Annotated in this window: 21 protein-coding genes and 1 pseudogene; 15 read left to right on the forward strand and 7 right to left on the reverse strand. The window is 55.2% G+C overall.

Annotated elements, in window-relative coordinates:
* Window positions 1-63: 63 nt before the first annotated feature.
* Entirely contained in the window at window positions 64-1,074 is a 1,011-nt protein-coding gene (locus ACP15K_RS19250; RefSeq protein ID WP_424990000.1) for an IS30 family transposase, read from the forward strand.
* A 68-nt stretch (window positions 1,075-1,142) separates the two neighbouring features.
* Here the strand turns inward: ACP15K_RS19250 and ACP15K_RS19255 are convergent, their stop codons facing one another.
* Window positions 1,143-1,367, reverse strand: coding sequence for a hypothetical protein (locus ACP15K_RS19255; protein ID WP_424991328.1), 225 nt, complete (start codon window positions 1,365-1,367; stop codon window positions 1,143-1,145).
* Window positions 1,368-1,434: 67 nt separating this feature from the next.
* Here ACP15K_RS19255 and ACP15K_RS19260 point away from each other — a divergent pair.
* A protein-coding gene (locus tag ACP15K_RS19260; protein ID WP_424991329.1) for an IS3 family transposase occupies window positions 1,435-2,564 on the forward strand; the annotation gives its coding sequence in 2 pieces (ribosomal slippage) (window positions 1,435-1,678 and window positions 1,678-2,564; 1,131 coding nt in all).
* Window positions 2,565-2,650: 86 nt separating this feature from the next.
* Here the strand turns inward: ACP15K_RS19260 and ACP15K_RS19265 are convergent.
* The 3 genes from ACP15K_RS19265 to ACP15K_RS19275 form a co-directional block, all read right to left on the reverse strand.
* Window positions 2,651-3,046, reverse strand: coding sequence for a type II toxin-antitoxin system death-on-curing family toxin (locus ACP15K_RS19265; RefSeq protein ID WP_424991330.1), 396 nt, complete (start codon window positions 3,044-3,046; stop codon window positions 2,651-2,653).
* Entirely contained in the window at window positions 3,043-3,279 is a 237-nt protein-coding gene (locus ACP15K_RS19270; RefSeq protein ID WP_424991331.1) for a type II toxin-antitoxin system Phd/YefM family antitoxin, read from the reverse strand. Before ACP15K_RS19270 ends, ACP15K_RS19265 begins: the two co-directional genes overlap by 4 nt.
* Before the next feature lie 100 nt (window positions 3,280-3,379).
* Window positions 3,380-4,807, reverse strand: a complete 1,428-nt coding sequence (locus ACP15K_RS19275; protein ID WP_424991332.1) for a MobA/MobL family protein — start codon at window positions 4,805-4,807, stop codon at window positions 3,380-3,382.
* A 534-nt stretch (window positions 4,808-5,341) separates the two neighbouring features.
* Here ACP15K_RS19275 and ACP15K_RS19280 point away from each other — a divergent pair.
* Genes ACP15K_RS19280 through ACP15K_RS19290 form a run of 3 tightly spaced genes read left to right on the forward strand, consistent with a single transcriptional unit; the run spans window position 5,342 to window position 7,798 of the window.
* On the forward strand, window positions 5,342-7,222 hold the full coding sequence (locus ACP15K_RS19280) for a type IV secretory system conjugative DNA transfer family protein (RefSeq protein ID WP_424991333.1): 1,881 nt from the start codon (window positions 5,342-5,344) through the stop codon (window positions 7,220-7,222).
* On the forward strand, window positions 7,212-7,520 hold the full coding sequence (locus ACP15K_RS19285) for a hypothetical protein (protein ID WP_424991334.1): 309 nt from the start codon (window positions 7,212-7,214) through the stop codon (window positions 7,518-7,520). Before ACP15K_RS19280 ends, ACP15K_RS19285 begins: the two co-directional genes overlap by 11 nt.
* Window positions 7,520-7,798, forward strand: coding sequence for a hypothetical protein (locus ACP15K_RS19290; protein WP_424991335.1), 279 nt, complete (start codon window positions 7,520-7,522; stop codon window positions 7,796-7,798). The genes ACP15K_RS19285 and ACP15K_RS19290 overlap by 1 nt, the downstream gene beginning before the upstream one ends.
* A gap of 344 nt (window positions 7,799-8,142) precedes the next feature.
* Here the strand turns inward: ACP15K_RS19290 and ACP15K_RS19295 are convergent, their stop codons facing one another.
* Window positions 8,143-8,463 carry a hypothetical protein gene (locus tag ACP15K_RS19295; protein ID WP_424991336.1) on the reverse strand — a complete coding sequence of 107 codons (321 nt, stop codon included), beginning with the start codon at window positions 8,461-8,463 and terminating at the stop codon, window positions 8,143-8,145.
* Window positions 8,464-9,150: 687 nt separating this feature from the next.
* Here ACP15K_RS19295 and ACP15K_RS19300 point away from each other — a divergent pair.
* From ACP15K_RS19300 to ACP15K_RS19335, 8 genes are all read left to right on the forward strand, one after another.
* Window positions 9,151-10,224 carry a replication initiator protein A gene (locus ACP15K_RS19300; RefSeq protein WP_424991337.1) on the forward strand — a complete coding sequence of 358 codons (1,074 nt, stop codon included), beginning with the start codon at window positions 9,151-9,153 and terminating at the stop codon, window positions 10,222-10,224.
* A gap of 138 nt (window positions 10,225-10,362) precedes the next feature.
* Complete coding sequence (locus ACP15K_RS19305; protein WP_424991338.1) at window positions 10,363-11,016, forward strand: division plane positioning ATPase MipZ; 654 nt, start codon at window positions 10,363-10,365, stop codon at window positions 11,014-11,016.
* Window positions 11,016-11,273: a hypothetical protein gene (locus ACP15K_RS19310; RefSeq protein WP_424991339.1), complete on the forward strand. Its 258-nt coding sequence runs from the start codon at window positions 11,016-11,018 to the stop codon at window positions 11,271-11,273. Before ACP15K_RS19305 ends, ACP15K_RS19310 begins: the two co-directional genes overlap by 1 nt.
* A 63-nt stretch (window positions 11,274-11,336) precedes the next feature.
* A complete protein-coding gene (locus tag ACP15K_RS19315; RefSeq protein WP_424991340.1) occupies window positions 11,337-11,663 on the forward strand; it encodes a type II toxin-antitoxin system RelE/ParE family toxin in 327 nt (108 codons plus the stop codon).
* Window positions 11,664-11,666: 3 nt separating this feature from the next.
* On the forward strand, window positions 11,667-12,005 hold the full coding sequence (locus ACP15K_RS19320; RefSeq protein ID WP_424991341.1) for a DNA-binding protein: 339 nt from the start codon (window positions 11,667-11,669) through the stop codon (window positions 12,003-12,005).
* Between the two features lie 389 nt (window positions 12,006-12,394).
* A complete protein-coding gene (locus ACP15K_RS19325) occupies window positions 12,395-14,833 on the forward strand; it encodes an SIR2 family protein (RefSeq protein ID WP_424991342.1) in 2,439 nt (812 codons plus the stop codon).
* Window positions 14,834-15,208: 375 nt separating this feature from the next.
* Window positions 15,209-15,805: a tyrosine-type recombinase/integrase gene (locus ACP15K_RS19330; protein WP_424991343.1), complete on the forward strand. Its 597-nt coding sequence runs from the start codon at window positions 15,209-15,211 to the stop codon at window positions 15,803-15,805.
* Between the two features lie 4 nt (window positions 15,806-15,809).
* Window positions 15,810-16,025, forward strand: coding sequence for a WGR domain-containing protein (locus tag ACP15K_RS19335; RefSeq protein WP_424991344.1), 216 nt, complete (start codon window positions 15,810-15,812; stop codon window positions 16,023-16,025).
* A 325-nt stretch (window positions 16,026-16,350) separates the two neighbouring features.
* Here ACP15K_RS19335 and ACP15K_RS19340 read toward each other — a convergent pair whose 3' ends face one another.
* Together ACP15K_RS19340 and ACP15K_RS19345 are read right to left on the reverse strand one after the other, a co-directional pair.
* Window positions 16,351-16,950 carry a hypothetical protein gene (locus tag ACP15K_RS19340; RefSeq protein ID WP_424991345.1) on the reverse strand — a complete coding sequence of 200 codons (600 nt, stop codon included), beginning with the start codon at window positions 16,948-16,950 and terminating at the stop codon, window positions 16,351-16,353.
* A gap of 23 nt (window positions 16,951-16,973) precedes the next feature.
* On the reverse strand, window positions 16,974-18,074 hold the full coding sequence (locus ACP15K_RS19345; RefSeq protein WP_424991346.1) for an ROK family protein: 1,101 nt from the start codon (window positions 18,072-18,074) through the stop codon (window positions 16,974-16,976).
* 396 nt (window positions 18,075-18,470) lie between these two features.
* Between ACP15K_RS19345 and ACP15K_RS19350 the strand changes: the two genes are divergently transcribed.
* On the forward strand, window positions 18,471-18,776 hold the full coding sequence (locus ACP15K_RS19350; RefSeq protein WP_424991347.1) for a hypothetical protein: 306 nt from the start codon (window positions 18,471-18,473) through the stop codon (window positions 18,774-18,776).
* Between the two features lie 108 nt (window positions 18,777-18,884).
* Window positions 18,885-19,827 (forward strand): annotated as a pseudogene (locus ACP15K_RS19355) (IS3 family transposase); the annotation flags it as partial.

Genomic DNA, 19,827 nt, shown 5'->3' on the forward strand with positions numbered 1-19,827 from the left:
GGTGGATTCACAAACGAAGTGCAAATTTTGTACGAATACAGAGAGTTGCATGGAGTATGAAGAATGGGAACCCACTATTGTCACCTGAAGCTGGACGAACGGCGCAAGCTCGCAAAGTGGCTGGAAGCCAAAATGCCGGTCTCAGAGATTGCGGATAGATTGTGCCGCGACCCCTCGACGATCTACCGGGACATTAAGCGGAACCGATATACTGACGAAGAAATACCGGAGCTGAACGGCTATCACGCTCTCGTCGCTCAAGACAAATACGAGCAGCGCCGTGCTGTCCATCGCAAGATGATCGCTCATCCTGAACTCAAGGCCGCCATCGAGGATCGGCTGAAGGCTGGCTGGTCGCCAGAGCAGATAGCCGGTCGCATGCGATTGGAACGTCATCCGATCCGCGTGAGCCACGAGACGATCTATCGCTTCGCCTATTCCAAGGACGGTCGCGAGGAGCAGTTTTATCGGCACCTTCCCGAACATCGCCGCCGCCGCAGGCCGCGTGGCTATCGCAAGCATAACCGGACCCACATCTTCGACGTTCAAAGCCTGTCCCACAGGCCTGAGCGCATCTCTGAGCGTGCCGAGTTCGGCCATTGGGAGTGCGACCTGATGATGTTCCGCAAGGAGCATGGAAAGGTGAACGTGACGTCTCTGGTCGAGCGCGTCAGTCGTTTCGCCGTTGTCATGCGCAATGAGGATCGCCAATCCAAACCGATCATGGAGGCGCTGATCCAGGGGCTAGCTCCCCTGCCCGCCGATGCACGCCAGTCGATCACCTTTGATCGCGGCACCGAGTTCTCCGCCTGGCGGCACCTGAAAGCCGGGATAGGTGCAGATGCATGGTTTTGTGACCCACAAGCTCCGTACCAGAAAGGCACAGTCGAGAACACGAACAACAGGCTGCGGAAGTATCTCCCCAGATCCACCGAACCGACGGCGCTGACAAATCGATACTTGAGGTCGATTTGCCACCGCGTCAATTCCACGCCGCGCAAGTGCCTCGGCTACCGAACGCCCGCTGAGGTGTTTCAAAGCGAGCTGATGGAGTTACAGAACCGGCTGGAGTAAAACGACATATCAGGAACTGCACTTCACCGTGAGCTCACAGGGCAAGCGCTGCGGCCTGGCTCTCATGATCATGTCTGCCCCGTGATCATGCTTTCAATAGCAGACACCGCCTGCCGCATCAGCTGCTCGAAGGCCTCCTTGCCCGGCGCCGGATCGGTCCACGCGAACCCATAGAGATGGATCGCGTCCTCGGGCGATCCGCCTTCATCCGTCCAAAAAAACGCGCCATCCCGCACTTGGTCGATCGGGAGGGACGGACATCTGTGGATAACTGAACGATAGGCGTGATGCACAGGTTGGACCTGTCGCGGTTTGATGCCGCTCCTTTGATAGCATTTACAGCAGCAAAGGAGACGAACTATGGGACTGAAACGGACGGACGAATTCCGGGCTGATGCAGTGCGGATCGCGCTGACGAGTGGGCTGACAAGGAAGCAGGTGGCGTCAGATTTGGGCGTTGGCCTATCGACGTTGAACAAGTGGGTCACGGCGCATCGCGACACCGAGGTGGTATCCGACAAAGACTTGGACCTTGCCCGTGAGAATGAGCGGCTTCGACACGAGAACCGCATCCTCAAGGAGGAGAGGGAAATCCTAAAAAAGGCAACGCAGTTCTTCGCGGGTCAAAAACCATGAGGTTCCGATTCATCGAAGAACATCGTGATACCTTTTGCGCGAAGCGCATGTGCGACGTCTTGGAGGTCAGTTCCCGCGGTCTGCGTGCTTATCGCAGCCGACGTGCCAGCCAAAGGCAACGGACTGACATGGTTGTCTTGGCCCACATCAAGGAACAGTCCCGTCTCAGTCTGGGCAGCTATGGCCGTCCACGCATGACCGAAGAAATGAAAGAGATAGGTCTGAACGTCGGTCATCGCCGGGTTGGCAGATTGATGCGCGAGAATGGCATCCGCGTTGAGCGGTCGAAGAGATACAAGGTCACAACGGACAGCAATCACGCTTTCAATATTGCGCCGAACCTGCTGAACCGGGACTTCCATGCCGATCAACCGAACCAGAAGTGGGCGGGCGACATCAGCTATGTCTGGACGCGAGAAGGATGGCTCTACCTGGCTGTCATTCTTGATCTGCATTCTCGGCGGGTGATCGGCTGGGCAGTCAGCAATCGCATGAAACGTGACTTGGCAATCCGGGCATTGAAGATGGCGGTTGCACTGCGCCAACCACCCAAAGGCTGCATTCATCATACCGATCGTGGGTCGCAATACTGCTCACACGACTACCAGAAACTCCTGCGCCAGCATGGGTTCAAGGTATCGATGAGCGGCAAAGGCAACTGCTATGACAACTCCGCTGTCGAGACGTTCTTCAAAACGATCAAGGCCGAGCTGATCTGGCGAAGGTCGTGGCTGACGCGCAGAGACGCCGAGTTGGCGATCTTCCAGTACATCAATGGCTTTTATAATCCGCGCCGACGGCACTCAGCATTAGGCTGGAAAAGCCCCGTCGCATTCGAACGGAAAGTGGCCTAAACGAGCACTTGGGGCGGCACGAAAACGGGACAGGTCCAGGTCGGTGCGGAATGACCCAAACGGTAGCGCACGGATCGCCCGATGCGCTATTGGTCAAGTGGCCGGGAATGGTCCCTGAAATGCTTGGCTGCATGCTCACGGGTGATCTTGCCTTGGCCAAGCTGTTCCATCATCTTGGCATGCTCCACCCCCTTGGCCCGGAGGAGTTGCCAGCCATTGTCGTGCAGGAACTGATGCGCGGTCTGGAATGCGGTGCGCTTGTTTCCGTCAACAAAGGGATGGTTGCGGGCAATGGCCTCGGCGTAGCTGGCCGCAAGCGCGAAGAGATCCTCTTCGCCGTAGGCATGAAGATTCTGGGGACGGCCAAGTGCCGAAGCCAGAAGGCCGGCGTCCCGCAAACCACGCGCACCACCGGCAATCTCGATCACGATCTCATGTATGTCTTCTACGTCAGCCGCCGAAACCCAGATCGGCTCCGTCATCGATTGGCCAGCTCCTGGATGGTATTGCGATGATATTCCACCTGCTCCCGGAGCCGCTTCTTGCGGTCATCCGATCCGTCCTGCATCGCGCCGGTCAAACGGCGATACTCATCGGCTGACAGCAGAACTAGGCGATCCCGCTGATGGCTGGTGATGATGACGGGCTCTTGCATGGCCGCATCGCTGAATGCGCCGATATTGTTCTTGAACTCCGTCGCGGTAACTCTGGTCATATGGGCCTCCGATCTTGAAGGTCAGTATATGGCTAAATTGTCCATTTTGTCTATAAGACGATAATCCTAGAGAGCATTTCCAGTTCACGAAAAACAAGCCTTACCGCCCGTGATCAAAGCCCCTATCCCGACTGCGATCCCGCTGCATGGATTTGTAGAGCTTCTCGGCCTGTTTGATCAGCCGGTCGGTTTTCTGCTCCGCCTGCTCTCGCTCAGCGGCGCGCATTTGCCTTTGCCGGTCGGCCTCGATCTCGGCCTGTTTGTGTCGATCCGCCATACGGGCCATGTCCGGCGCATGGGCGGCCTTCACTTCTCGGCGCATGATTTCCTTGCGCGTGTCCAAACCTTCCATCTGCGTGGCCCTGTGCTCTCGATGGAACGCAACCAGGTGGCTGCGCTCCTCTCGGTGCTTTGCCTGCATGTCGCGGCGCTCTTCGTCCTGGCGACGCCGCGTGCGGCCCGTGACATCAACGACCCGCAGAACGCGGGCACTGATCCGCCCATGGTCCTGGGCCATGGCCTCCCGCTCGCCCCTGTGGCGCTCGGTCATACCTGAGCGGCGCGCAGACCAATCCTCGCGCAGCATCGCCTTCACGTCCCGCTGCTTGGCACGATGATCCTCCTGAATGGCTTTCAGCTCGGCGCGATACGCTTTGCGGGCCTGCCGCGCTTCCTGGGTCCGATCTCGCGCTTCGCGGATCAGGTCTTTTTCGAGGGCGGTATCAAGCGCCTTCTGCTGGCGCTGCATCTTGGCGGTTTCGCGGATGCGGAAATCCTTCGACCGCGCCGCCTTCTCGATGTTGAAATCCACGATCTCGGCATGGCGCTCCTTGCGGGTGCGCCCCTCGTCGATCTGCGGATAGTCGATGGACCGGCCATTGCCGGTTTCCTTGATCTTGGATTGGGGTCGATCGACAAACTCTTCCACATGCGCCGCCTGCGGCCCGATATGGATCGTCGGCTCCCGATCGATCCCCTGGGCTTCCAGGGTCCGCCGGTCGATACGAGCCTCATGCCCTGCCGCTTCCAAAGCGCGGTTGGCATGGTCCTCCCATTTGGCGCGCACCCATTCCACGGCCTTGGGTTCCAGCCCGGCCTTGGCCCGATCGCGGGGACTGTCCGAGAGCCGCAGCACCCGCTTGCCGGTGTCGAGATCGCGGTCCCGGATCACCAGGTGGCAATGTGGATTATGGGCATCCTTGCCCTGGGCATGGATCGCCGCAAACCAGGCAACACGCTCACCGGTCAGATCATGGGCAAAGTCCTGCACCAGCTGCATGCGCTGTTCCGGGCTCAGCTCACGCGGCAGAGCAATGCGCACTTTGTCGATGACGCGGGCATTCTTCCGGTCCCCCATTTCCGCCCGGTTCATCCAGGCGCGGGCTTCATTGGGATCACTCGGCATGTGCTCGGAAACAAGCTCAGGGGCCGCGCCATCACGGGCAATGTAGAGCAGATGCGCACCGGCGGTGCCTGCCGCATGCGTGGTCCGTCCGATCGATTTGAGGTTCAGCGAATAGATCGCCATGACCCCGCTCCTCCATCTTTCGCAGTGCCCCCGGATCACGTTTCCGGATACGTGCCTCATCCGGCCCAAGGGTGCGGGACAGGGTGTCCCGCGCGGGGGAAACCCCGCTTCAAGAGCATGGGTCAGGAGCGCCCACACGAGGCAGCGACGACCCATGCGATGTGATCTCTGTCGCCCTCGATGGGCGGCGGGGATCAACCAGCTCCGGCCTGCCTGAGACCGCGATTTCGGGTCATTGGCGCACCGGCTGCGCACGGGTTTTGTTCCAAAACCCAAAAGTGCGCTCTACGTCTTCTAACCAGACTCTTTGACTCGCGCCACGGGTTCCAGTGACGCACCGACCTATCCACAGGAATTTCATGGAGCCTGCCCCTGAGCGCATCGGTCAGCAACCGGGCAGACCGCTTCCATCAACGGACCATTTGTGCCCTCGATGGGTCAAATGATCCGACCGGCGCGCGCACCTATTGCGGGAGTTTTTCGCCTCGATAGGGTGGGAACGTTCACTCAATTTTTTCCACAAGGGAATTTCACATGCTCCGAATTTTACCGGCCTGCGCCCTTGCGAGCGCTGCTACGCTTCTCGCTGACCCCGCCATCGCCCAAGCCTTCGGTGGCTATGGCGGCGGCTTTGGAAGCCGTCTGGGAGGCGGTATTGCACTTGGCTTTGGCCAAGCGCTGATGAACGCCCTCTTCAGCCTCCTCGCCTTCGGCGTGGGCTTCCTGGGTGTGGTCTTGATCAAGGAATACCCGCGACAGATCGTGTGGGTCCTCGCGGGTCTCGCCGTGATCTTCTCCCTGGTGCCGGGCGTTGGTTTGATCATGACCCCGATTGTCGTGACCATTGCCTTCGTCGTTGGCATCGTGATGGCCCTTGCCCGCTACATCGTCATCAAGCCCTTCAAAAAACCCACCACCTTCGGCTCTGCTGAATGGGCCACCCCGGAGGATGTCGAGCGGGCCGGACTGACCAAGGGCCAAGGCTTCTTCCTTGGCCGCTTTGAGACCGGAGAGGATGAAACGACCCCCCTGCATTATGGCGGGGATCGCCATCTTCTGACCGTCGCCCCCACCCGCGCCGGGAAGGGCGTCTCCGCCATCATCCCCAACCTTTTGACCTATGAAGGCTCGGTCCTGGTCATTGATCCCAAGGGGGAGAATGCGCTGATCACCGGCGCGGAACGCGCCCGAATGGGACAAACCGTCATGCTTGTTGATCCCTGGGATCTTGCGGCAGGCCAGATGGACCTGGAGGCCGCACACTTCAACCCGCTCGACTGGCTGGACGCGGGTGATCCCAACCTCGCGGAAAACACGATGCTGCTCGCAGACGCACTTGTCGTGCCGTCCGGCGGGGATAGCCGCTTTTGGGACGAAGAGGCCAAGGGGCTGATCTTCGGCCTCCTGCTCTACCTCGTCACGGATGATCGGGAGAAACGCACCCGGCACCTGGGGCGGCTGCGCGATCTGCTCACCTTGCCCGCCGGTCCAAGTGAAGACCCCGACGACTTCACCATGATCGATCTCATGTTCCGCATGCAGGGCAGCGATCATGCCCTCGTGCGCTCCTCTGGCAATCGTTTCTTTCAGAAAGAAGACCGGGAACGCTCCAGCGTTTTGTCTTCGGCCCAGGCACAAACACACTTCCTCGACAGTCCGCGCATCCGCGAGAGCCTGTCGACGTCAGATTTCCGATTTGAGGACCTGAAGACCACCCCACTGACTGTCTATCTGATCTTGCCCGCCGATCGGCTGAATGCCTTTGGCCGGTGGCTGCGCCTGCTGATCCAGCAGGCAATCACTGTCAACGCCCGTAACATCGAGCAGAAGCCCGAGAAGCCGGTGCTCTTCATGCTCGATGAGATGCCCGCCCTGGGCCATCTGTCCATGGTCGAGCAGGCCTACGGGCTGATGGCGGGCTTTGGCATCCAGCTTTGGGGGATCGTCCAGGACCTGTCTCAACTGGAGCGCATCTACGGCAAGAGCTGGCAGACCTTCATCGGCAATTCCGGCGTGTTGCAGTATTTTGGATCACGGGACCGGATGACGGCGGAATACTTCTCCAAGCTCTGCGGTGTCACCACGGTCTGGACCCTCAGCGAGACAATCGGGCGTGCCGTGACAAGTGCAGTTGGCGGCGGTAGCTCAACTGAGAATTGGTCCACCACGACCTCCAACACCGGGCGCAACTTGGCCTTCCCTGACGAGCTGATGACCCTGCACAAAAGCCGCCAGCTCTTGCTGGTCGAGAACCACAACCCGATCGCCGGCGACAAGGTCCAATGGTTCGACGACCCGGTGCTGCGGGAAAAGGGCACGGATATTCGTACACCACAGATCGAGACGCTCCCTGCGCCAATCCCGGACGAGATCGCAGACGCCACCCAAGCGGAGCCTGAACCCAATGGCGGATGAACAGCGCCCCGGCCAGGGTAAAGCAAAGCAAGCATTCAACCAGGCCGCGCCGAAAACCGGCCATACCAGCCGTGAATTCAACCGGCAGGCGAAGGTTCCGCCCAGCCACTATACCCGTGACATTCGCCAGAACCGCCCCAACGGTCCTGGCTTTGGCCCAAAGGGCCAGAAGAAGGACTATCGGAAGAACATGAACCGATACGACTCTGAACAGGGAAAAGGCCGTGATGCTCGCGGAAATGCCAAAGATATGATAAGGTTAAAGGATAAATTTAACGAAAAATCGAGAGGCAGATAATGGATATCAACGAGATCAAGGACCCAAGAGCATTTGCAACCCGCACCCTGACCATGCCCGATGGCAGCGAAGAAGAGGTTTCCATCACCAACTGGCATTGGCGGGTCTGGGATCAGACCAAGAGTATCAAGAAATACTCACATCGGGCGCTGCTGGAAGAGGTCATCGCCCTTGATGAAGGTGAAGGGACGGCTGTCAACCTGATGGGATGCCTGGAAGCCTTGGTCGAGATTGATATCGAGAAAATCGAGGCGGAAGAGGCTGCGGCGGCGTCCTAGCTCCTGCCCTGAAAAATTTCCCCGCGCCTGGCGGCGCGGTTTCGGGACCTCGCTCCGCTCGGTCCCTTTTGTTTGAAGAGATCGGCCTTTGGCCGATCACATGATTTGCCCTGCGAGGGGGATTTCCTCCCCCTCGCGCACCCCCTCCGCTCGCCGCATGGCAGACCCCGAAGCGGCTTTGCCTTTCTTCGGGGTGCTGAGAAACGCTGTGGACGGTCATGATCCTGGTTCAAGTGAAATAGACCCTCAACCGTGGCTCGATCGCTCCGCTCTCTGCGCCCGCACCACTTGAGGGCGATTTCTCTTGAGCCAGGCCATCGACCTGGGCGGTAACGCAAAGGAGATCAGGAAACCTTGGGTCCCCTGCCCTGCCGTACCAGATAAGCATCTGTGAAAGCTGGATGGCTTTCCACGGGAAGAGATTTTTCGATGCGATCTCCAACGATCACCGTCCTGGCAATAACTTGGGTTGTCCGGCGGTTGCCATAGACCACACAGGGGCGATGCTGGGCGTCTGCTTCATAAAAGGCAGCAGCTGCCCCCTCTACAGTTTCAAAGCGCTCTGAGAGCCCTGTGACGGAGCAGTAGACGAGATATTTCTTGGGATCGGATAAACTCATGCTCTTGATGAGATCATATTCGCGGACAAGCCTTGCCCTGGTCACTCAAGATACCCACAGAGTTCTTTGGCCCTTTTGGGCATGACGTCTGCCGTTGGGGTGCCAGTGTCTGATCTTCGGAGCCGTCTTCGCCTGATCCCGTCAAGAGAGGTTTGATGGTTCTGGTGCAAGGGCGCGGTACGCGGGAGCGGAGCCACGCACAGGCGAAGCCGAGCATGGCGAGCACCCACCCCTTGTGCCAGGTTCTCAAAGCGCTCAGGGATCAACTCAGGCGATGCGGCGTGTCCGAAGTCATGCCAAGCGCCCCTTACGTCTGATCTTTGGTGAGTCAGAGCTGATATTGCCAGCATCATGGGTTTCACAGCAGCCTGCTGAAGGCAGGGCGCCGCGTGAGGCGAAGCCGAACATCATGCGGCGTAAGCATCCCGACGAAGGAGGGATTCCTTTTAGGTGAGCATTTAGAAAGCTTGGAAATTATGCACACGTGTTGGGGGGTGCGCGTGAAGGCAGAGCAGCATCTTGTGTTATATCTGTGTTAAATAATGTGTTAAGCTGTGGATAAGTGCCGGTAACATGCTGTAAAACAAAAAGAAATAGAAACGCCCGGTAACTAATACCACGAATCTCGGTAACTAAAATCCTGCCTACGGTAACTAATACCACGAAACTTTCTGTGGGTAACTAATACCACGAAGCTTGACGAGCGGTACCTAAAACCACGAATATCTAGACATGGACACTGAAACCATGAATCATGACCTCTTCTCTGTAGTTGAAGAAAAGCCTCGTTTGCCGCTCATCCCTGATCGGCACCCTCAGCATGATCTCTTCATTTGTGACGTTGCCGACGCGATTTTGAAGGACATGATGGCTCACATGGAGCACCCCTTCTATTCCTTGTCTAAGAAGCCCGAGACCAACGTCCGCAGGTATGAGCATAACGGAAATTGGATAGAAATCACACCCAGTGTCAAAGGGTTAGCCACAATTTATGATAAGGACATCCTGATCTACTGCATTTCTCAGATCATGGCGAAGCTGAAGAACGATGAACCTGTGTCCCCTCGTGTTCGGATCAACTCCCGTGACCTTCTGATTTTCACCAACCGTGGCACCAGTGGGCGCGACTACATGGCTTTGATCGAAGCTCTTGATCGCCTGGAAGGCACACGCATCCGCACAAACATCCGCTCGGGCGACGAAGAGCAGATGGATGGTTTTGGATTGATCGATGCATCCTCTGTCCGCCGCAAGCATGGTCTGGATGGGCGTCTTCTGTGGTGCGAGGTAAAGCTCTCCGATTGGGTGTTCAACGCGATCCGTTCCAAGGAAGTTTTAACGCTGCACCGGGACTATTTCAGATTGCGCAAACCCATCGAGCGGCGGGTCTATGAAATCGCGCGGAAACATTGCGGCCCACAGGATAGTTGGAAAATTGGCCTCCCTACCCTGCTCAAGAAAACTGGCTCGCAGAGCCCGCTCAAACGCTTCCGTCAGATGATCCGCAACCTGGCCGACTATGATCACTTGCCCGACTACAGTGTCACCTTTGATCAAGAGACGGACATGGTGACATTTCATAACCGTGGGACGATGCCCTTGGCTTCGAACCTCAGTGTATGGGAAGGCGAGCTTGACGCGGACGCCCACCATGATGCGCGCATGGTGGCTCCTGGTTGGGACGTTCATATGCTCGAAGGTGAGTGGCGGGCTTGGCTTGGCGACAATGAAATCGAGCCAAAGCACCCGACTCGGCATTTCATTAAATTCTGCAAGAGTTGGTATGAGAAGCGCGGCAAGCCCTAACGAACAATCATTAAACGCGCCTTTCACCCTTAGCGCCTTGCATGCAAAGCGCTAAGCCTCTGAGCATGCTTTGCGTGAATCATGGTTCTATGCTAGCATGATTCCAATAAGAAAATTGAGGATATAGGAGCAGGATCAATGACATACATTGTGGGCATGATCTCCCAGAAAGGCGGCGTTGGAAAATCTACGCTTGCGCGGATGATGGCGAGAGAGTTTGGAGCAGGGGGGCTTTCAACAAAGATCGCCGATCTCGACACCCAGCAACAGACTTGTACGAACTGGGCCGGACGACGTGCCGAAAACGGGATTGAGCCGGAAATCCAGGTGCAGAGCTTCGCCACCATCAAGAGTGCACTCGAAGAAGTTGCACGCTTCGACGCTTTGATCCTGGATGGCAAACCGAATGCCTCAGAACAAACCCTTGAGATCGCAAAAGCTGCCGACCTAGTGGTTATCCCGACCGGTCAAACCGTCGATGACCTGCACCCTGGTGTTGTTCTCGCTCATAGCCTTCGCAAGAAGGGGGTGGCACCGGACAAGATCGCCTTTGCCATGTTCAAAACAACTGGCAGCGATCGCGAAAACGCTGCTGCGCGCGAATACATTGCACAAGCGGGCTATATGGTCCTTGAAGGTGAAGTCAGCGTCTCCACGGCCTATGGCTCCGCCTCTGACCAAGGCAAAGCAATCACCGAGACCTCGTTCCGCTCACTCAATGATCGCGCCTCGAAACTCGCACAAAGTGTGATCGATCGCATGGTCGAGCTTCAAGAAAGGCAGGTAGCGTAATGGCGACGAATATCTCCAAGTTGAAAAGCACAAAGGGCGCGCCGCCTCCTGCCGATGACGCGAAAGACGTGATCGAAGCGAACCCCAGAACGGATGACAAGGCTCCTCTCCGTCCACTTCAGGTGCGTATCCCGGAAACCGTCTTCGCAGAGTTCAGCGAGCAGGCGGGCAGGGAGTTTGGCTTCACCCATGGGGCAAAGAAGCAGCTCTTTCTGAGAATGTGGGAAGCATACAAAGCGCAAAACATGAATTCATGATTGCATGCAAAGCGCGCCTCGCGTTAAATTTGACCTATAGTACCATATGTGTTACCATTTAGAATGAAGAGAGTTGTCCAGTATGAGGGCCCAGATGGGCAGTGCCCGTTTGCTGATTGGTTTGATCGCCTGGAAACACGTGCAGCTCTCAAGGTTCGCACCGCATTGGCGCGCATCGAGACCGGCAATATGGGCGACGTGAAGCCGGTAGGCGAGGGGGTCTCCGAGCGGCGGATCGACTATGGCCCTGGATATCGGGTCTACTTCGGCCAGGACGGCAACGAGTTGGTCGTGCTCTTGGTCGGTGGAAGCAAGAAGCGACAACATAAAGACATCGAACAGGCCAAGGGGCTTTGGGCCGAATACAAAGCCAGAAAGAAAGGTAGGTGACACATGCCACTGACAAGAGATTTCAAAGACACCGTGAAGGCTCGCGCAGAACGCGACCCTGCCTTTCGTCGTGGCCTCTTCGAAGAGGCTATCGACGCCTTTCTCAGTAATGACACCGAAACCGGCAAGCTGCTCTTGCGTGATTACGTGAATGCAACTGTAGGCTTCGAGAAACTTGGGGAAGAGCTCGATAAAAGCCCGAAGAGCCTCATGCGCATGCTGAGTGCACAGGGCAACCCGCGAGCTGACAACCTCTTTGCTGTTGTTGGGCACCTCCGCGAGAAAGAAGGGGGCTCATTCGTGATGCAACCGGACGCGCCTAGCACCAACTATGCGCGCTAAAAGCGCGAAGGCGCAATTCATGATATGCGCCTTGCATGCAAGCATGCTGCCCTGATTTTCCAGACAATGCGTTATCACTCATCGGGGTAGGGCAGGGGTTTGTTTGCCCGCGATGAGCAGTTTACATACAAGGGCTTATGCGACAAACGGGCCATACGAGACATTCAGCGCTAATACTGAATGCTGCGGCCGCAGCCCGCTTTGCGCCCATCTAGCAGGCCAGACATGATATATATGCGTATGACCACAAGCTATGGATGTTTCGAGTCTCTTCATTTAGCCTTCGCCGAGGCTGTGCTGTGCTGTGCCACAATCTTATAGTTGAAGTTATTTGGTCACCAGAAAAAGATTGATGCAACAATCACCTTCAATACAGGACTAAGGCAAGAATGACGATTTCGATAAGTTCCCTTGTGTCTGAGATAACGCCAAGCGGAACAGTTTTACTGTTCGGTGCAGGCGCCTCTCTACCCTCTGGAGCACCAAGTGTTGGGCAACTCTGCGAACACCTTGCACCTTTGATAAACGAACAGCCTAACACCTACAATTTTGCCGACCTATGCGCACTCTTTGAGTTCAAGAAAAGTAGGAAGGAATTAGTGTCCAAAGTTCGTGAAAGGTTCAAAGGACTACGGCCTGCTGGGGGAATCCAGAACGTTGCGGAGTATGATTGGGTCTCAATATTTACCACAAATTACGACGACCTTGTCGAACGGTCGTTCTCAAGAAAGAACAAAGAAATAAGAGTGTTTTCTTCCAATTTTGACTTTGGTGAATCCACTCCGCCGAATTCTACGCCCATTTTTAAGATACACGGTACAATTGGTCTGGATGTTTCCGATGGGCATCGCTCGAAGTTAATACTCACAGATGAAGATAACGAATCGGTAGAAGATTACCGCGAAGCAATTTATGATCGCATGAAAAACGACATGAATTCACATGATGTCGTGATTATTGGCCAATCTCTATCAGACCCTGATTTAGACAAGATAGTTAAGAGAGCAATAAAACTCCGCCAGAACTCGGCGTCATCAAGAAAAATTTTTCTTCTACTCTACACCGAAGATAACAACCGCGCGATGCTCTTGGAGCGGAAAGGAATTCGCGTTGCGTTTGGTGGGATTGACGAGTTTTTCTTTGAGTTGGCGAAGCAATCAGAGGAGGTCGTCCCTGTCTATCAGACTGATGACGATCCGGTTTCGCAGAGCCCGACATTGAGTTCAATAACCGTCGATGTTGAGCATCAAGCCAGCCAAATCTCTCCAGATTTCGGCAAGATGTTTGCCGGTGGTTCACCGAGCTACTCAGACATAAAAACTGGCTACACTTTTCCAAGGACCATTAAAAATAAGATATTGGAAAATCTGCAAGGTGACTTGCAATACGCAGTAGTCTTAGGAGCCAGCGGTGTTGGTAAAACTACGCTTGCCCGCCAAGTTGCATACGATCTTCTTGGAAAAGGCTACCTGGCGTGGGAACACAATCCTGATCGCGAGTTTTTAGCGAGCGAATGGCGAGCCGTAGCACAGAAACTGCAGTCTAGTGAAAAAAATGGCGTGTTGGTGCTAGACGACGCGCACCTATACCTCCAAGAAGTCAACAATCTCGTAAACTTCATTACTGACGATTGCTCAAGTCGGCTCCACTTGATCTTAGCTTCGGCTCGCAATCATTGGAAGCCACGAGTCAAGTCCCCAAATCTGTTTCGATATGGTGAGGTTTTCGAACTGTCGATTTTGGATGCTCATGAAATTGGAAGCCTTCTTTCCTTGGTTGAGAGAGTCCCCGAAATCTCCAAGTTGGTGGATCGCAGTTTCAGAGGTTTCACTCTTCAAGAACGCAGGCGCAGACTTGTGGAAAGGTGCAACAAAGACTTTTTTGTTTGCATGAAGAACATTTTTGCAAACGACAGTTTTGACACGATCATTCTAAGGGAGTTCTCAGGGATCAATCCTGACTATCAATCAGTCTACAAATTCGTTTGCGCCCTAGAAAGTTTTGGGGTGAGGGTTCATCGCCAGCTAATTGTCCGGTTACTCCAAATAACGGCTCAAGACATCGGCATGGTTCTCGGCAACTTGGAGGGATTGGTAGATGAATATCCGATTAACCAAAGAGAGAGTATTTTTGGTTGGGGCGGGCGCCATCCGGTAATTTCGGAGATTGTTTCGACACATAAATTCAATGGGCAAGAGGAGATTTTTGGCCTCCTCAAGCAAGTGATTTCTAGTATTTCACCTACTTATGACATTGAAATTCGAACGCTAAGGCAACTTTGCAGCTTCGATGGTGGCCTTTCGCGGATTTCTGACGTTACACAACAAAACGAGCTCTTGCGGATGATGATCTCCGTCGCCCCGAGAGAAAGGGTTCCTAGGCACCGCCTCATCACCAACCTTATCAGAAACGGACATTTTTCTGATGCTGAGACAGAAATTCGGATTTTTGAAAATGATCTTAAGGCAGATGGTCCTGTTCGAAGGCACAAAGTTAGGCTGCTGACGGAAAGAGCCGTTGGAACGGTCGGATTGATGCTCGAAGACAAGGCCGCAATGTTAAATGAGGCGTTTGCAGCTTCGACCAAGATTCTGAACGGCGATCAATTCAACCGCCAAAACCTCCAATTGCACGCTGATGTTTGTCTTGAGTTGTACAAGGTGTCTGGCGACTACTCGTTCATTGACGACGTTCTTGAAGCTATGAAGTATGCAGAGAAGGAAGTTGGGGACCCTGATATCACAAGGGCCATTCATCGCTTCGAACGGCGAATATCTCCGATCAACAACCCCGACATAGAAATGGAAGTTATTGATGAAACGGAGTGAGTCTGGACGTATAACGGTTTGATGCCGCCGGAAGGGGGCATCCAAGAAGGCGCATAAGACCGTTGTATGTGAAGAGGTCTGATCGGTCTTCCAACATCCGCTTTGGTGGTATCAGCGCGGCCAGTTCGCGGCAGTAGCGAGAGTCAGGAATCCGTCCATTGGTGCGTATTTCATAGGTCATCGACCACACCACCCGAGCCAGAAAAATCAATGGGGTAGGGTGGTGCGCAAGTGCGGTGCAGATCGAGACCGTTTAACACTATTGGTAATAGTGTTAAACCCGCGCGCCGCCGAGCCTGTGGATCGATAGGGCATGGGGCAGATTTCCGCTTCGGCGTTTAACAGTTTTCCCGTAGACTGTTAAATATGAGCGAAATGCGCCTCACCGACACCACCGGAAACCGGCTCTACCTGAACGCCGAAGAGCGCGCCGCCTTCCTGGCTATGGCACGCCGCAAGCCCGCGCGGGACCGCACCCTTTGCGAGACGCTGCACTTCACCGGCTGTCGGCCGTCCGAGCTTCTGGAGATCACTCCGGCCAGGGTGGACCTCTCTGGTGGCACGATCACCATCCGCAGCCTGAAGAAGCGCAAGGATGCCTCTGGCAGCTCGAAGATCGTCTACAGGAGCGTTCCAGTACCGCCGGACTACCTGGACACCCTGAACACCGCCCACGGCATCAGGGAGGCGCAGAAATCGCGCAAGCAGGCCAGTGCGCCGATCTGGCCGATCAGTCGCGTGCGGGTTTGGCAGATCGTGAAAGGCATCATGATCGAGGCCGGGATACCGGACGCGCCGCACCGCAGCCCAAAGGGTTTGCGACATGGCTTTGGGATCAACGCCACGGTGAACGGCATTCCGCTGCACATGCTCCAGAAATGGATGGGCCATGCCCAGCTCAGCACCACGGCGATCTATGCCGATGCCGTGGGCAAGGAAGAGCAGGACATCGCGGCCAGGATGTGGGGGTAAAGACATGCATCTGACGATGACGAACGCGGACGCCAACAAATTCCGGTTCTACCGGATCGAGATTGTGCGCGGTCTCTTCGGAGACTGGGGTCTCGTACGCAACTGGGGGCGGATCGGCAGCTCCGGGCAGCTTCGGACCGCCTGGTTCGACACAGAATCCGAGGCCAAGGATGCCCGCTTCGATCTACACATGCAAAAAACGCGGCGCGGCTACGAGTAGCCGGTTGGAAACGTCCCAGAACTGCTAGGGTCAGGACCCATAAATCCGCTTGAGGCTGTCCCGGCTGCGTGATTCAAGCTCCGAAACACGGGCGGCATGATGAGCGGGCATTTCTGGCTTGCTCTGCCTTCTGAAAACTGGACCGCTTGAAGCTGGAGTTTTCGGCTAGACTTTTCCTGGGCTGGGAGAGGAGCGAGGTCGATGAAGGCATCGAGGTTCACGGAAGCGCAGAAGGCGTTCGTGCTGAAGCAGGCGAGGCGGTCCAGAGAAGGGGTGCGGAGCAAACCTTGACAGATTCTCCCAAAGGATGGAGGAAAGTCGGGGCTCAGGTCACCTCCAACGCAGGATTTGCTCGAGATGATTCAAGTTTATCCAGTCTCCGAACTTCAAATTTTGGCAGGACTCGCGTAAATGTTTCTCGGTCGACCGATTTTTTCCAACGAAGCATCGCGTCATTATGCTGTTTCGAAGTCGGAATAACAGAGCACTTTCCATTGATGCGCTCCCAAGCTCTAAGCGCCGCCAACGCACTATCATCAAGCTTATCCAGATGGGCTCGAGTCATTCCGAACCCTATCCATTCACTATAATTTCGTTCAATAAATGAAATTATCGATTCTGGAGTATTATTCCCCCCTGGCCACATGGCCGGAGCCTCATCTGGGGGCTTCCTAAACTCTCCCTTAAAAAAGTACTCTTGCCCACCGTCGCTAAGTTTATGTTGCTCCCGCTCGGCTCTCTTCCCCTTTAGGTATGAAATAACAACTTGAATATCATTCAAGTCCGCGAGGGCGCATTCATCAAAAAGCTCAGCAACAATCCGATCCTCCTTTTCGATATTATGTATTGACCTATTGCCATCCGGCATACGAACTCCAAAATAATTATTTTGGTCCAGTTTTAGGTTATTGTCAACACGCGCCAACTCTCAGATTCCTTTTTCCGATTCTATTGAAGTTTCGTTTGTGGGATTTTATGCCCGGATACTTTCGCAATGTGGTCAGCCCCCGCGGCAAGCATCGCAGCCCCGAATACACCACAATGAACACTCCGGACAACGTCAATAAAGTCAGGCCTATCAACCTGATGCGAGTAACCTGGATATTGCCCATCGGGATCACCAAGGGGCTCCAGCATCTCCCAGACGTAACCGCGAATCATCGGTAAGAGATACTGATTGCACGTGACCACTCGCCCACAAAGCACTATTCTCGAGGGGGAGATAAAAAGCACTCCATTCGCAATAGCCTGGGCGATATAGTATGCGATCAACCAGAGCCGATCATCATCTTCACGCCAGTCCTCGTAGTCTCCAACTAGCTTATCGGACACCCAGCAACGGCGGCGCATTGCCTGCAGACTCACAAGACTCTCCAAGCACCCAAGCCTTCTGTGGACATTGCATTGCGCCCGGAATGCAATATCGTGGGGATGACGCTTAACTATACAGTGCCCTATCTCCGGATGACTTGGACCCTGCGCAACCATCCCGGCCGCGATAATCGACCCCCCGACACCTTCATCCACTAGAAAAAGTAGATGTGTTTCAAGCTTGTTAAATTCACGTCTTTCGCCATAATCTCTACACATCTCATTCCTTCTTAGGAAGAAGTCTCCGTAGGCGTACGCCGCAGCGTCGTGGTACACAAGGACATTACCAGATATTTTTAATTCTGACATTTCCGCAACTTGCTCCGGAATGTTGATATTGGATAGCTCAGAACGCCGAATATTATGACCAAATGTCCCGTATTCGCTACGCAAGAGATTTAGGTTCTTGTCATTAACCCGCATTCCACTCATCTTAACCGGCCCTGGCACAGCGATTGCGATATTCTCAACCTCCAACCCATGCCGCTTGGAGAGCCTTGCAACGCTATCAAGGCTAACCTGTAACGTCTCGTGAAACGACGGCGCATACCCGATCTCTTCAACCAGCATGCTCTCAACACTGTACTGTTGGGTGCTACTAACCTTTTGGACGCCGACGATCATCTGGTCGTCCGCCACGAAGATTCCAGCGTGGGCGTGGGCGTGGGCGTGGGCCACTCGCACCTCACTTTCCATAGTAACACCTTATTACTTCAATACTTTTCTTAGCATGCAGGGGGAGCACAGACAATAGAGATACCCAGCTCACCCAACGCGGTGCCAACAAACGCTTCAGGAGACGTCCACTTGCAGCCATTGCCTCATGATATTTGAGCTTGATATCAGCAGGAAATGTGTTGTATATCAGAAATCGGAACAGCTCGGAGAGGCAACCATAAGTGCCGCGTGACGACCTTCATATGCATGCCTTGACCTCCCCAGAGGGGGCACCTGGAATCGGCACGCACGTCGTGGCTGTGCTGGCGTGCAAGGATGCCAAGACCCTTGCTGAGTGCCCCGGGGACGTTGTCAAGCACGCCTTCTCCGAGTTTGGCGCCTTAGACAGGAGAAAAAATGACTGAAGACCACCTCAAGAAGTTCTCGCTTCTGGCCGGTCAAGGCGGCGGGGGTCACCCGCCGGTATCACACGCTGCTGGAAGCGACGGCGGCGACGGCGAAGACCCGACTGTTCAGCACGTAAGGAACCTGGTCGCAGTAAGCCGGCGCCTTCCGAACTATTCCCTGATCAAGGCTGAGATCAGCGCTGCGCGCCGCGATGCCGAGATCAAGGAGAAGCGCGAGTTGGTGCGGATACGCAACCAGATCCAGCAGAACGTTCGGCCACTCATCCAACTGATGAAGCCGGATCGCACCGACTAACCAAACCTCCACCCTGCGGCCAACCCCCGGAGATCAAGGCTGGTGACCTGAGACCTTAAAACTCCTCCACTTTTGAATAGAATCTGTCCCAAGCATTGGAGACGGAATATGAAGAAGTCACGGTTCAGCGAAGAACAGATCATAGCGATGATCAAAGAGCAGGAAGGCGGCGTCCCGACGGCTGAGGTTTGCCGCAAGCACGGCATCAGCACAGCGTCGTTCTACAAATACAAATCAAAGTTCGGCGGACTGGAGTTGTCCGATGCGCGCAAGCTTAAGGCGCTCGAAGACGAGAACGCCAAACTCAAGAAGCTGCTGGCAGAACAGATGTTGGACAACGCGATGCTGAAGGACGTCGCCTCGCGAAAGTGGTAACGCCCGTTGAGAAGCGGAAAGCTGTGGGTCACCTGTGCGAAGAGCATGGGGTCAGCCAGCGGCGGGCGTGTGACGTGTTGGACGTTGACCGATCGAGTGTGCGGTATCGCAGCACCCGGCCAGATGATGCTGACTTGCGCAAGGCCATGAAGGAGATAGCGGCTGAACGTCGGCGCTTTGGCTACCGGCGCATTCACATCATGCTTGAGCGTCAGGGCGTCCGCATGAACCAGAAGAAGCTACGGCGACTATATCGCGAAGAAGGGCTTCAGGTGCGCAAACGGGGCGGGCGCAAGCGTGCATTGGGCACACGCCGCCCGATGGTCGTGCCGCAGACCGTCAATCAGCGGTGGAGCCTGGACTTCGTTTCGGACGCCTTCACAGATGGCCGCAGGTTTCGTGTTTTGGCCGTCGTGGATGATTTCAGCCGCGAATGTTTGGCGCTTATTCCGGACACATCGCTGTCGGGCGCGCGACTTGTGCGTGAGTTGGACGCGATCATTCAGGTGCGCGGAATGCCGACAACGATTGTCAGCGATAATGGAACAGAGATGACCAGTTCAGCGGTGCTCGAATGGTGCCAGAAAACGAAGATTGACTGGCACTACATCGCTCCCGGTAAGCCAACACAGAACGCTTTCATTGAAAGTTTCAACGGCAGCTTCCGGGACGAATG

The organism is Fluviibacterium sp. S390, from assembly GCF_049800695.1.
GTDB lineage: Bacteria > Pseudomonadota > Alphaproteobacteria > Rhodobacterales > Rhodobacteraceae > Meridianimarinicoccus.

Excerpts from the sequence above, each read along its gene's own strand:
- ACP15K_RS19265 (WP_424991330.1), bottom strand. The coding sequence starts at position 3,046 with ATGACGGAGCCGATCTGGGTTTCGGCGGCTGACGTAGAAGACATACAT.
- ACP15K_RS19315 (WP_424991340.1), top strand. The coding sequence starts at position 11,337 with ATGAAGAGAGTTGTCCAGTATGAGGGCCCAGATGGGCAGTGCCCGTTT.
- ACP15K_RS19285 (WP_424991334.1), top strand. The coding sequence starts at position 7,212 with ATGGCGGATGAACAGCGCCCCGGCCAGGGTAAAGCAAAGCAAGCATTC.
- ACP15K_RS19250 (WP_424990000.1), top strand. The coding sequence starts at position 64 with ATGGGAACCCACTATTGTCACCTGAAGCTGGACGAACGGCGCAAGCTC.
- ACP15K_RS19330 (WP_424991343.1), top strand. The coding sequence starts at position 15,209 with ATGCGCCTCACCGACACCACCGGAAACCGGCTCTACCTGAACGCCGAA.
- ACP15K_RS19290 (WP_424991335.1), top strand. The coding sequence starts at position 7,520 with ATGGATATCAACGAGATCAAGGACCCAAGAGCATTTGCAACCCGCACC.
- ACP15K_RS19270 (WP_424991331.1), bottom strand. The coding sequence starts at position 3,279 with ATGACCAGAGTTACCGCGACGGAGTTCAAGAACAATATCGGCGCATTC.
- ACP15K_RS19325 (WP_424991342.1), top strand. The coding sequence starts at position 12,395 with ATGACGATTTCGATAAGTTCCCTTGTGTCTGAGATAACGCCAAGCGGA.
- ACP15K_RS19300 (WP_424991337.1), top strand. The coding sequence starts at position 9,151 with ATGGACACTGAAACCATGAATCATGACCTCTTCTCTGTAGTTGAAGAA.
- ACP15K_RS19310 (WP_424991339.1), top strand. The coding sequence starts at position 11,016 with ATGGCGACGAATATCTCCAAGTTGAAAAGCACAAAGGGCGCGCCGCCT.
- ACP15K_RS19305 (WP_424991338.1), top strand. The coding sequence starts at position 10,363 with ATGACATACATTGTGGGCATGATCTCCCAGAAAGGCGGCGTTGGAAAA.
- ACP15K_RS19335 (WP_424991344.1), top strand. The coding sequence starts at position 15,810 with ATGCATCTGACGATGACGAACGCGGACGCCAACAAATTCCGGTTCTAC.
- ACP15K_RS19275 (WP_424991332.1), bottom strand. The coding sequence starts at position 4,807 with ATGGCGATCTATTCGCTGAACCTCAAATCGATCGGACGGACCACGCAT.
- ACP15K_RS19350 (WP_424991347.1), top strand. The coding sequence starts at position 18,471 with ATGACTGAAGACCACCTCAAGAAGTTCTCGCTTCTGGCCGGTCAAGGC.
- ACP15K_RS19280 (WP_424991333.1), top strand. The coding sequence starts at position 5,342 with ATGCTCCGAATTTTACCGGCCTGCGCCCTTGCGAGCGCTGCTACGCTT.
- ACP15K_RS19320 (WP_424991341.1), top strand. The coding sequence starts at position 11,667 with ATGCCACTGACAAGAGATTTCAAAGACACCGTGAAGGCTCGCGCAGAA.